Origin of the sequence: Chitinophaga sancti (assembly GCF_034424315.1) — a bacterium.
GTDB lineage: Bacteria > Bacteroidota > Bacteroidia > Chitinophagales > Chitinophagaceae > Chitinophaga > Chitinophaga sancti.
Genome location: NZ_CP139972.1, coordinates 1722971 through 1735810 on the forward strand (window position 1 = coordinate 1722971; position 12840 = coordinate 1735810).

Here is a 12840-nt window from a genome sequence, read left to right on the forward strand (position 1 = left end):
GTTTTAATGATAAACTATAATGAATCTACCCAGAGCGGACTATGCCCGTTATGGAATTGATGAGTAAATCTCAGGTAATGAATTTCTGCTCCTCTTCATAAGACGTTGTATATTGAGGTGGCCAGTTCATACTTTCTCTTCAAATGACTTTGATTCAGAAGAACCTCTCTTCTTCATCCTTAGCAAACCGGGCTGCACATTCCTTGCGTACATATTAAAATACAATACGGCATTTGTTACAACCGTAAAGGTAAAGCAAAACTACAGCGATCAATTTGTTATCTTATTTAATGCCTGACATTTACCTTGCCAGGCATTAAATACCAAACTGGCAGATCATTTCTGATCTGCCAGCATCAATACTATTTCCTGATCCTGTGGTTTAATACGATACAAACTGCCGTTAGTACTTTTCTCCATCCTACCCCTTGTTGCTACTAACCTGTATGTATGTCCTTCAAATTCATACAACGCGCTGTTATCCGCAATTTCCCTGAACGCTGTTTTTGCACCCTCTGCTACATAAAGGTCCAGGAACCAATCGTCCGCCGGATGCTTTTTACCTGTGATAGTCATTGAATTTTCATTCATTACAATCTCGAAAGAACCCTTACCCACCGGCCAGGATGCACGGGCTGCAGTGTTGCTTATATTTGTAAAGACCGGATCGCCTCCGTGAACAGGAACTTCCCGCTCACCTTCCTTCCTCATTAAACGAAACCCTTCCGGCACCCCTCGTTTACCCCATTGGAACCCATCTACCAGGGGAAGTGTGTAAAAGAAACTCTGATTAATAGTCGTTACATCATTCAGGTATTTATCAGGTACCGTTTCGTTGAACAAGTGGATATCGGTGATGCGCAACTCCCCGTTTTTCCAAAGCAGGTTAAGCCTGTAAAACCGGCTGTTGTACCAGACTGTTTTCATATCACTGTTGCCCAGGTCCTTACTTACTGTAAAGGTCGTAGCCGGAGTAACTTTGTAGTTCTTTTTAAACCATTCGCCAGACTTTGCCATGGTCTCCACGCGAACCTTACCCTCTTTCCGCAAACGGGCAATAATTGGCAGCTGCAATTCCAGGCCTTTTTTCATGGCTTCCCAGGTGAATGAATTTTCCTGACCAGCCTGCGTATAATTATAGCCCAGCGAAGGGTCATTAGCAAAAGCCTGGAAAAACCAGTTGACCCACTGTTCATTTCCCCCTGCATGAGTATAGACAGGTTCCAGAGTGGTCACGGTACTACCATCGGCATACTGCCTGATAGGATCACTGCCCAGCATTCTGAACACAGGCACAGGCAGCTGTTTTTCTGCATGTTGTGCAGGCATATACGCATTTAATCGGCTGGGGTAATATGCCTGGTTCCAATAGCCTCCCCATAAAGTAAAGCCGTCTGTACCAACCTGGTCTTTGCAGTTTGCCGATGCGACGATCTTATATTTATCGTACATGTAATTCAGTGAGTGGGCATCGATTACCCAGGAAGCGATGGATTTTGGATAATATCCAAATATCTGCTTAAAGTCCGCAAAATAAACGTCAATGATCTTCTCTCGTTCAGCAGGTGTATAGCCCACAGAAAAACCAACGTCTGAGTGCCAGTCCCAGGCATATTTGCCCCGCCATTTGATACCCGCTTTTTCTATCAGCGCCTGTGGCAGTTCCCACCAACCTCCTATTTCAAATTCATTCTTTGGCAGGGTCTTTAATAAATCCTGGTATCGCTTATCGATCAGCGCATCGTATTGCAATAAAAAAGTTCCGCCCAGGTGATATTGTTTCATCAGCTTTACCTGGTTGACAACAGTTTGATACAGTACATCTTTAGTGACATTAGCATCCCGGGGTTCGATGTCCCGGATGAAATTAACGATATTGACGATTCTAGGCTCCGCGGCTGGCTTTGTTTTACTTTGCCGGGCATATACGCTGTAATCTGCGTGGATGCAAAAAACAGCCAGCAAAAGGATAAATTTGATTTTATGGATCATAACGTGGTTTGTATATCGCAAATTTAAGGAGAATTGCGCATCCTTGACCACTCCATTCCCATTTATTGATTAAGGCTGGTGCCGGTCTTCGTCTGCCCTTCGTCCATCAAACCACCTCATTCAAATTTCTTCAACCACTTCCGTACCGGCTCATCGTAAAATTTCAATGTAACAAAGCCTACTACAATCGCTATTAAAAAAGTCAAAACACCATATAAAACATTTACTTCTAATGCTACACCAGGGTTCCTGCTTACCCAGCCACTATATACGTAGATAAAAGGGAAATGTGTTATGTAAACCGGGTAAGAAATGTCTCCCAAAAACTTACACACCTTAGATCCAGGCACTCCCTCCATATTTCCACTTGCCCCGATAAAGACGATCAACGGGAACATTATGATAATGCTCAGGGATTCATACAACCCATTTTTCCATACATCTTCATTTCCACCTATTCTTGGCATACAAAGCAAAAAAGCCAATAGTAAACTACTCAACAGGAATGCATGTTTGATCTTACCAGGCCTGATAATTCTTGACAATAACAAGCCGGCAAAGAATGGGTAGAATAAACGAATAAACCCAATGGTGAGTTGTTCTTTATTTAATGACCATCCCCCTATCACATCTCCACTTCTACAAGTCAGCGTATAATATACCAATCCCACTCCGGATATCGCTACCAGTACCGATAAAGCGGACCTGGATAATTTACGCAGCCCCAATCCATAAAGAATATTAGCCACATACTCATAAAACAATGACCATCCCGGACCATTTAACGGATGCATTTCCTGCCATCCGCGTATATCCATAGAAACAGGCATGGGAAGCAATGTAAAACCCAGCAACATAGTTAATAATACATTCCAGGCAGGAACGGTATGAATAAGTGGCCAGGTGGGAGAATCAGAGAAATAAAACAGTGCCGCACCAATCAACATACCCATGATTACCATGGGCTGAAGCCGCTCTAAACGCCGTCTGAAAAATGTGCCAATCGTCATCTTCGGCCAACGGTCATCATAGGCATATCCAATTACAAAACCAGATAATGCGAAGAAGAAATCAACTGCCAGATATCCATGATTGATTATCATCTCGTGGGAATTTGCTGCATTAGGCTCAAAAATATGCATCGCCACTACAATCAGCGCGGCCACACCCCGTAATCCGTCTAATATGGGATAATGAGCTTTTGTTTTAAGAAAATTAAGACCTGTATTCATAATATTTTGCAAGTATTGGTCGCAAAAGTAACCATGCGATTATTATACTTGTTGTCGGATTATACATTTTACTTGTTGAATATTTGTATTTTTGGCCATTATGAGGGGGAAAATTACCAATAATGTAAAATATTGTCATGTAAACATTGATCCGGATAGATCTTTTTACTTCGATCATGTTCATATCATCTGGAACCAACAAATCACTTTGCATCAACATGATGAACTTGAAATATCCTATATTATTACCGGTAGCGGCACAAGAGTGATCGGAGATTCCGTAGATATTTTTTCAAAAGGAGAAGTTATTTTCTTACCTCCAAACATGCCGCATGGCTGGTATTTCAGTGAAAATGATCATGACGAAAAAGGTAAAATCGAGAATATTACAATCATTTTCCGTGAATCACTATTAAATGGCTTAGCACAGGTATTTCCTGAATTACAAGAGAAAGTAGCTGCTGTAAAAAGAAACAAACAAAGCCTTAGCTTCAGTGGAGAGACCCTAATGGCTGTTCAAAAATGTATGGTAACAATGGTGTCTCAAAATAGTATTGACCGCTTGTCGTCTTTTTTAAAGCTTATATCCATCATTGGCGATACACCCGAAACATATGTTGTAGGAACCCGGTACCAAAAGGACAGCGTTGCAACAAAAATGCAGGAGATCAATAGATACATGGTCAATAATTATCAACGGGACATCTCCCTGGACGAAATAGCTAAACATGTTGCCATGAATCGTTCCTCTTTCTGTACCTTTTTTAAAAAGGAACATGGCAGGTCGTTTTTTACAGCCCTAACAGAATTTAGGATCAATTGCTCCTGCCTGATGCTGCGCCAAACGCCAATGGCGGTTGCCGATATTGCAATGGCGGCAGGCTTTAATGACGTACCTCATTATAACAGAACTTTCAAAAAGATAAAGGGCATAAGCCCTAAAGGCTATAGGCTACAATGCCAGGATCACCTTATCTGAAATCTATTTTTTAAACACCGCAATTAATTATCTTTATTACTCATCACCTGTACCTAATACCGAAGAACTTTGAACACTATTAAAAAAGAAAACCCCATTATCTGGGTTAAATTTCTCCTGATTCTCCTTGTCATTTTTTACGCATGGAACCTCGCCAACACACTTCATATCGTAGTCGATTATGTTCAATGCAAGAATTGCCATTTCAGCCTCTACCTATTCCTGAAATTCTTTTCATTGTACTACATTCCCCTTGCGTTCTATAAACTATCAAAACCAAAGAAACTCTGGGGCTGGATCTACATTTATGCTGAACAACTCTTCTCCTTGCTCATTCATGCAGGAATGGCCTATACTTATTTTGCCGGACATGGCAGCATCAGTGGTTTCCTGCTCCCCTTAATGATAAGGGGATTCTTTGTATGCTGCTTATGCATAAACCCGATGGCGGAATATTTTGGTGCCTATGTCGGGTACCGGCAAATAGCCAGAACCGTTATAGTACCTCTTGCAGTGATCTATATTTTAATAATGTACCTGTTTTGACCAGCTAAAAATTTCGAAAACCTGTAACAAGTGCCGGTTCAGGTTAATTTTGAGGAGCTTTCGAATCAGCACTTAGTCGCATTAAATTATGATGTAAGGTTGTATCAAAGTAACCGGATGAAGAGAATTTCATCAGCAAAAATTCTCTCCATCCGGTACCCGAATTAAATCCGGGTCATGTTACTTTTGATACAAGCTCTTTATTTGTTACCTGAAAAAATAACTCACATGCGCAAGAGCCGCAAACTTAGTACCAGGCGTAAATGCAACGCCATTAAGCGGCTGCTCTCCTCTTAAACGCGTCACCGTTTCAAACTGCGTTTCCTTCCATCTTACATTAAACACGTTATTAATTGTCAGCCCTACTTCAAATTTTGCCTTCGTATAATTTAATACCAGGTCATTTACAAAATACCCTTTTGCTGTCAGGCTATAATCCTCATTAGCCGGCCTGTCTCCCAGGTAACGATACCGAAAACTACCATTGATCCCGTTCTTTAACTGCCAGGTAATTCCTCCTGTACTGCTCCACACCGGCGCCAGCGGAATATAGTTCCCTCCCTTCGGATCATCAATTGAACGCCCATGTGCATAGTTTACATCCGCATCTACATACAAGGCAGCAAGTGGCTGAAACCGCCCTGAAAAATCAAATCCTACACGACGTGTACGGCCACTGAATTCAACCGTTCCCCCATCTCCCGCATACACAAATTCCTTTTGCAGGTAACTATACCACAATGCCGCATTCAATAACAGCGTCCTTGACAATTTAAGCACCGTTCCCAGATCCGCTCCATATGCAGCAGGCAGGGTCTTCCCTCCTTTTTCCACCACCACTACACGGGCATCGTTGGAATGAAAGCCCTTACCCAAAAGCAGGTAGAGCTGTGCCTTCTCGGTTGCCTGGTAATAAAAATTCAGCTTCGGACTAAACACATTATTGTTCGCCTTATATACACCCGCGCCCTTTAGCGTCGAATCTTCCTCCAGTTTATTATTGTATTTATAATAGAACTGATCGAATCGTAAGCCGGCATTCAGTGAAAAGCGATCATTCAACTGTAAAGTTTCATTTACATATCCACCTGCACTAAATTCAGTAATATCCCCCAGTTTAAATGGGGCTACTATCGTATATCTATTGATCGTATGAGATAATGAGGAATTTTCCGTCGCATCAAAACGTGCATTGATACCAGCTTCGCTGATCAGTTTAGCATTCCCTACATAGCTTTCGTGCAAATAGCTGCCATTATATCCAAATAAATTGCGGGCCTCTTTCTGCCTGATCTCATCGCCATTTACAGTATCTTCCAGGAAGAAAGTGAAATTAGTGAACAGATCAAATTTATACCTTGAATAATAAACCTGGTTCTTGATGATGTCATGATTAGGCAGGGTGGTACGTAACTGTATATTCACATTTGTCCGGGCAGTAACTCCACCTTCATTGGGATCCAGCTGTCCGAAAAAACCAACCTTTCCCTCCTCCACAGCACCTTCCGGTATCTGACCAGAAGCATCCCACTTACTGTAAAGCGAAGAAGCGGTCAGGGTCAGCCAGTTATGCTCATTAAGCTGGTCATGGTATTTGGTAAAAAAATTGAAGCGCTTAAAATGCTGTGCATGATCAAAGTAGCTATCGCTGTAACGATACTCTGAAGCTGCATACCAGGATCGATTATGAGCACCCGCCTTCTTTTCCAGAAGGTTGATCATTGCCAGGGCACGGTAAGTATTATACTGGCCACCTTCCAGTTTCACCATATTGGAACTGATTGCATCCACCGTATTGAAATTTACAAACCCCGTTACGGCAAGGTCACCTTTCTCCGCATTATACATTCCCTTTTGGTAAGTAGTGCTTTCAATCGTTTCAGGTATAATGAAATGACTGTCAGCATAGCCCTGCCCATGCGCATGTGAAACCATATTGATAGGTAGTCCGTCTACACTCATATTAATATCAGTACCATGGTCATTATCAAATCCACGCAGAAATATCTGTTCTGCTTTTCCACCACCCTGGTGCTGGCCAATAAACAATCCCGGAACAATACGCAATACTTCCTGGGAATTAGACACTCCTCTCATCCGTATATCCATTTCACTGAGTGCCTTGTATGGGTTCCCGGTATTCGCAGTAATGACCACATCTGTCAGCTGCGTTTGCCGGCTGGCCATATTAATCACCTGTCCATGCTTAAACTCACTTAAGGGAAAAGATTGTTGCTGATATCCTACTGCTGATATGGTAATAAACTTTGCTTCAGCCGGTATTTTTTTAAAAGAAAAACGTCCGTTTTCATCAGTGATGTCTGTCAGGTTGCCAGGAGTCAGGCGTACCGTTACCCCGCCTGAGGGAATATGTGTTGTACTGTCAATGACCTTCCCGGAAAGAATTTGTTGTTGTGCAAAAATGGATTTAGTAACCACGATGCTCATCGTGATAACAAGTAATAGCTTGAAGAAATTCATTTTAAAATTTATAGGACATAGAAATACAGATCAAGCCAATGGCTTCATCAGAATAAGTGTAAGTAATTATATGCCTATAAACGGGGTGGCGGATAATCGATATCCAGGAATGAAGACAGCGTAGCTGCATTGAACAGGGCATATACCCTATCAATTACCTGCCCTGCAGGAAATTCCAGTTGTACATGTAGTGATGTGGTATGAGAGAGATCTTCCTGGCCTGTCTTCTGATTATTTGTAGTATCCTCTTTGCCAGACTGCTTCTCAGCTTTTATTATTTCAAGGCCAACGTGGTTGTTACCATAAGTATGATGGGCTGACTCTAAGTGTTCTTTCTCCCAGAATGTATGGGCAATGCCATCTGCAATCAATGGGATGTAAGGGGAAAACACATAAAAGAAATACGAAAACAACACTAAAAATGACAGATCCTGTTTCAGTTTCAATTTCATAGGTATACCCGTATCACCGGAAGGGATCTCCGATGATACATTCAGGTCACGCAGGAAAAGGAACCAATATAACTTTCTGATCAAGATCGTGGGTAATGATGTCTAATAATAGTCAAAATATCAATACTTTCGGCCTGCAAGTTAATATTATAGCTCAATATCATGCTATCAGCGGGTAAATTAATTATTGTTTTGGGGCATATCCAGCCGGGCGAGTTACTCCGGCTGTTAAAGTCAAACCTGGCATCCTCCTACCTGATCGAGGGCTATCAGCATATATTGCCCTACGGTTATGATCATATTGCATTTATTATTGGCTTACTATTATTAAGCCCTAAATTAAAACCGATCTTATGGCAGGCAACCGCATTTACGATCGCTCATTCTATTACGCTGGGCCTTGCCATGTATCATATTATACAACCGCCCCTCAACCTGGTTGAACCATTAATTGCCATCTCTATTCTTTATGTAGCGGTGGAAAATATCCTTTCTCCCAAACTAAGGGCTTTCCGTATAGCCATTGTATTTCTTTTTGGCTTAGTACATGGGCTGGGCTTTGCAGGTTCACTGTCTCAACTAAACATCTCTCATGAACATTTCTTCACCTGCCTCATTATGTTTAACCTGGGCGTTGAATTAGGGCAGCTAACAGTGATCCTGATTTTCTATCTTCTCATTGCCCGATGGTTTGCAGCTACACCCTATTACCGCAAATATGTTGTCATTCCCCTATCCTTCCTCATAGCAATGATTGCTTGTTTTTGGATCGTGCAAAGGGTCTTCTATCATTGAATGAGCGTCAGCACAACATTATAAGCAGATTTCTTCTCCCATCGCGATATCAGCCAGGCAATAAAACTCAGGGAAAAGATATCGCTGTTTTCTACCTGCTCAGCCATGTCTGACACTGTCTTTTGATACCCCGGATCAAACACCACATCAGGTTTTTGCAGGTATTTTTCCACCTGCTTCAGGAATAAAAGTACACGCTCTTCCGCAGTCGTCAGCAGATACTTCTTATACCGCCGCCGGAAACTGATTAGCCGGGACATAGCCAGCTCCGTATTAGAAAACTGCGCATGCACCATTATTTCCATCAGGTTCTTCCGAATGGTCCATAACATCCCCATTCTCTTTTCATACCAGGCATCTGTGCGTGTCAGTAAAGTCAGCTGTTTTAAACATTTCTTATCATTCACCAGGGCCAGGAACATCGTCAGACAGATACGTAAATCCTCCACATCTTCCGGTTTCGTCGTTTGTTTGGTATTGGAAAGCGATTCCTGCAGGATTGCAATCGCTGCCTCAGGAGATGCTGTAAAAAACAGGTTGAGCGCCGCGAGTAACTGGTGACGTAAATAAAACAGGGCGTGATAGCGGCTATCGGTCACCATCAGCTCCATCATTTCCTGCAGGTAGGCGCTACTGTGCAGGAAGTCCTTACGCCTCAGGTGGAAGTTTGCCAGCAAATATAAAATGGATATATGGTAAAAGAGGTTGGCCTGTTTCTTATGTTCCTGCGTTTGTATAAACTGGTTCGTCCGCTTAATATAATGTTCTATCAAATCATAATTCTGTTGTATCGCCGCATATTCATTCGCAATAAAAAGAATCTGGTAAACAGATTTATAGGTCATGAGATCCCGGGTCGCAATTTTGTATTTCCGGATGGTCGCTATCATCAATGAGGTTAGGTTGACAATCTTCCCTTCCAGCTGAATCTCCTTCAGTTCCTTCCTCAGAAATGCGTAGGCCATATTGAGTTTCGCCTCCCGCTGCATCTGCTCCTGGTTTTGCAGGAAGCGTGCAGTCAGCGCATCCAGGTCTTCAGCTCCCGGCAGGTGGGCATACTGTAGTTTCAGCAGCAACAGTTCATTCAATAGATTAAACTGCTCCGACTGTTCAGCTAGTCGCTCGGCCTTATCCAGGCATTTGAAGGCTACCCTCACCACATCATTTTCTAATAAAAATCGACTTACCACCAGCAGGCGAAGCGCATCATAGGTATCAGAATGACCGTTTTCAAAGGTCTTCTGAGATAAAAAGAGCAGCAGGTTATCCTGCAACCTTTTACGTAAGGCATGGTATGCGTCATTATTCTTTTCCGGGTGATAAAGCTTTTCCATGCCTTTTATATCGTCAGTTTCTATCAAATCCAGCAGTACCAGGTTCTTTACATCTCCTCTTTTGTTTTTCCGCTGTAAAAACTGCTTAAAAGACTGTTTTTCAACATTGTTTAATAGTTTAACTAATTCCGATAATGAGTCCATAAAAGTAAATAATAATATTCCAAAGGTATAAAATCACCCATTTATATCATCAGTAATTTACACAATCTGCCTTTTCTGGTGTTGCTTAACACCCGACATTTGTTTCATCATCACAAAACGAAATCATATGGAACCGCTACAAAACAGAACTGAAGAAAATTTATACAGTATAAAACAAACGGAGAATGGCAGAAACCCTTTTAAACCAACTGCCGCATTCATAGGAGCGAGTTGGTTCGCCTTATTAACCGGCGCTGTCAGCTATTGCATTGGCTTATGGAACGCCAATATGCAGTTGAATGAAAAAGGCTATTATCTCACCATCTTACTATTTGGCTTGTTCTCCGTAATCTCCGTACAAAAATCCGTCAGGGATAGAGCTGAAGGAATTGCTGTTACGGATCTTTACTACGGTATCAGCTGGTTTGCGACCATAGCAGCCATGCTTTTATTGACAATTGGATTATGGAATGCAAACATGGCGCTGAGTGAAAAAGGTTTCTACGCCATGGCATTCTGCCTGAGTATGTTTTCAGCCATTGCCGTTCAGAAAAATACCCGCGATGCAAAAATGGTCGGGACTAAAGAACAGTAACGTAGCGGTTACGCCCCCAGCCCCACAGTTGCCAGCAAGCGCTGTGGGGTTATTTATTTAGCCACTTCGGAGAAAAATCTCCCCATTTCCCGGATATACTGTTTCTTTGCAGCATGCTACAAATTCAGCAACTGATCCAAACAGGACAAATCGAAACCGCCATTCACGAAACGGAAACAATGCTTGGCCAACTGCCAGCCTCCGGCTTCCAATACATCATCGGCAAAGATCTGTTACACCTCACAGGACCACTAACGGCCTATTTCAATTATTTCTATACTGTCATGACTGAAGACGAGGAACTGGAGGTAAAAGCCCTTTACCTGGAGATGAACAGCTTCACCATACAATATGACCAGTGGTTCCTGCATTTACTCGCATACGAGTCTCTCGCTCACCACGATAACCCAGACTGGCTCGCAGATTTCAGTGGCGAAGCACAGAAAAGGCTCAACATCACTGGCTTCGAAGCTTTGCAGGAAACCAATAAGCAATACATGCAAACCGAAGGCTACCGCGATGATCAATTACGGCAGGCATGTGAGCTCCAGGAATATCTCATCATACTCAGGCTGCAGGAACTTGCGCTAAAAACCATCAGGACTAACAAGGGTAAAGCTCCCTGGGCCAATATACCCGTACTGGTAGGTGCGCATGATTATGAAGATCTGATCTTTACCATCCAGTAAGCCCACAAACCTTACCTTTGCAACATGTCGCAAAGCGTATATTTAAGTAACACTACTTTCCCAGCAGGCAATCATACTATCATGATGGAGAGGGCATATGAAATGCCCCTTCTTTTACAACCCCTGCTTATAAGCGGAGGCTTCATTGACAATGACATACTTTACTATGATGCCAGACCCGGCATAGAAAACATAAAAAGGTTTTACAATTTCCTGGATGCGACAAAACTGATCATTCATAACAAACCCCACTTCATAGCATCTAAAAACAAACTATTCAAATACCTGGACGGCCTGGAATATCCCTATTTTAGCGTGGATGCCAGGCAGGTGTTTAATATGGAAGAGATCCCGCCTGCGCAACAGGCGGCTGTCTGGCAGGCAGATATTGCGTATAACAATGCCATTATCACCAGTGCTATCGACAATAACGATATTTCCCTGCTGTCTTACAACAAGCTCAAACACGTCAGCATGGCTTTCCAGTCATTCTCCGAACTCCTGAACTACGTTGATTATCATTATGGATGGGGGCCTATCTACCAGGCAGCACCCAGGGAAGAAGCACCTTCCATCACCCAAAGGAATGGAAAATGGGGGCTGCTGGCAGCAGATGGAACCCTGCTCATAGATTTTAAATACGAGAAAATAGAACACCTGCATGACGATGTGTTCATACTAAAAAAGGACGGTTCTTATAGTCTTGCAGAAGATGGAGAGCAGTTCGACCTCATCATACATAAAGCCATTCCTCCAGGCTTTGCCTGGGCATTCAAAGGTTCCGAAGTATATCTCATAGATCAATACGGCATATCAAGAGCCAATAAATCCCTTGTGCAACAAGAGGCGAACAATGATATTTATGATGAGGAAGTACGCGAAAAACTGCTGGCATATGCGAATACCCCTGATGGGGATATGATAACAGATGCCTATACACCGGTAGAAGAATTGTATAATATCGGGGTAGATGCTTATAACAGGCATGATTACACTTCGGCAATACATTACTACACACTGGCTGCCCAAAAAGGATATGCTTATGCCATGAACAACCTGGCATTTATCTATTACATGGTAGATGGCTATATAGATAATGAACAGGCATTTTACTGGTATGATCAGGGAGCTGCTGCAGGGAATACCAATGCGATCAATGGATTGAGCCTGTGTTATCAGCATGGAATAGGCACGCAGCCTGATATAGAAAAAGCCATTGACCTGCTGTACCTGGCCGCAAAAGATGGTATGGCTTCGGCCCATAATAACCTGGGATTGCTGTTATATGAAAATGATCCGGAACAGGCATTGTATCATTATCACCAAGCAGCAGCATTGGGAGAACCGGACTACGATTGGCTGGGATTCCTGTATAAAGAAAAAGGAGACATCGCAAGGGCTATAGAATACTTTAATACAGCGATAGACAATGGTTATGATGACAGCCATATCGAGCTGGCCCGGATCTACCTGTTTGAAGAAGGCTTTATTGACAATGCCCTCGCAAAAGAACACATTGCTGCAGCAGAAAAAGCAGGGCTTGAAATACCGGATGACCTACATTCATAACCCGGCTTTTTCAACATTTAGTTCTCCTGGTT

At 42.6% G+C, this 12840-nt stretch carries 11 protein-coding genes; 6 read left to right on the forward strand and 5 right to left on the reverse strand.

All coding sequences use genetic code 11. From position 1 onward, the window contains the following. Positions 1-336: 336 nt before the first annotated feature. A complete protein-coding gene (locus U0033_RS06400; protein WP_072363361.1) occupies positions 337-1992 on the reverse strand; it encodes a hypothetical protein in 1656 nt (551 codons plus the stop codon). A 116-nt stretch (positions 1993-2108) separates the two neighbouring features. Next, positions 2109-3224 carry an acyltransferase family protein gene (locus U0033_RS06405; protein ID WP_326980863.1) on the reverse strand — a complete coding sequence of 372 codons (1116 nt, stop codon included), beginning with the start codon at positions 3222-3224 and terminating at the stop codon, positions 2109-2111. Between the two features lie 100 nt (positions 3225-3324). On the opposite strand from U0033_RS06405, the gene U0033_RS06410 reads away from it, so the two are divergent. Both U0033_RS06410 and U0033_RS06415 read left to right on the forward strand, forming a co-directional pair. Further along, positions 3325-4203, forward strand: coding sequence for an AraC family transcriptional regulator (locus tag U0033_RS06410; protein WP_072363363.1), 879 nt, complete (start codon positions 3325-3327; stop codon positions 4201-4203). 69 nt (positions 4204-4272) lie between these two features. After that, positions 4273-4749 carry a hypothetical protein gene (locus tag U0033_RS06415; RefSeq protein ID WP_072363364.1) on the forward strand — a complete coding sequence of 159 codons (477 nt, stop codon included), beginning with the start codon at positions 4273-4275 and terminating at the stop codon, positions 4747-4749. A gap of 207 nt (positions 4750-4956) precedes the next feature. On the opposite strand, the gene U0033_RS06420 is transcribed toward U0033_RS06415, so the two are convergent. Next, positions 4957-7230 (reverse strand): TonB-dependent receptor, encoded by a 2274-nt coding sequence (locus U0033_RS06420; RefSeq protein ID WP_072363365.1) that lies wholly within the window; start codon positions 7228-7230, stop codon positions 4957-4959. A gap of 74 nt (positions 7231-7304) precedes the next feature. After that, positions 7305-7766, reverse strand: a complete 462-nt coding sequence (locus tag U0033_RS06425; protein WP_072363366.1) for a hypothetical protein — start codon at positions 7764-7766, stop codon at positions 7305-7307. A 78-nt stretch (positions 7767-7844) separates the two neighbouring features. Here U0033_RS06425 and U0033_RS06430 point away from each other — a divergent pair, with 78 nt between their 5' ends. Then, positions 7845-8477, forward strand: coding sequence for a HupE/UreJ family protein (locus U0033_RS06430; RefSeq protein WP_072363367.1), 633 nt, complete (start codon positions 7845-7847; stop codon positions 8475-8477). Here U0033_RS06430 and U0033_RS06435 read toward each other — a convergent pair. Continuing rightward, entirely contained in the window at positions 8471-9955 is a 1485-nt protein-coding gene (locus U0033_RS06435; protein ID WP_072363368.1) for a hypothetical protein, read from the reverse strand. The genes U0033_RS06430 and U0033_RS06435 overlap by 7 nt on opposite strands. A gap of 127 nt (positions 9956-10082) precedes the next feature. Here U0033_RS06435 and yiaA point away from each other — a divergent pair, with 127 nt between their 5' ends. The 3 genes from yiaA to U0033_RS06450 all read left to right on the forward strand — a co-directional run bounded on the left by yiaA (position 10083) and on the right by U0033_RS06450 (position 12808). Continuing rightward, a complete protein-coding gene (gene yiaA, locus U0033_RS06440; RefSeq protein ID WP_072363369.1) occupies positions 10083-10550 on the forward strand; it encodes an inner membrane protein YiaA in 468 nt (155 codons plus the stop codon). 113 nt (positions 10551-10663) lie between these two features. After that, positions 10664-11239, forward strand: coding sequence for a hypothetical protein (locus U0033_RS06445; RefSeq protein WP_072363370.1), 576 nt, complete (start codon positions 10664-10666; stop codon positions 11237-11239). Between the two features lie 24 nt (positions 11240-11263). Next, positions 11264-12808, forward strand: a complete 1545-nt coding sequence (locus tag U0033_RS06450) for an SEL1-like repeat protein (protein WP_072363371.1) — start codon at positions 11264-11266, stop codon at positions 12806-12808. The last annotated feature ends 32 nt before the right edge of the window (positions 12809-12840 follow it).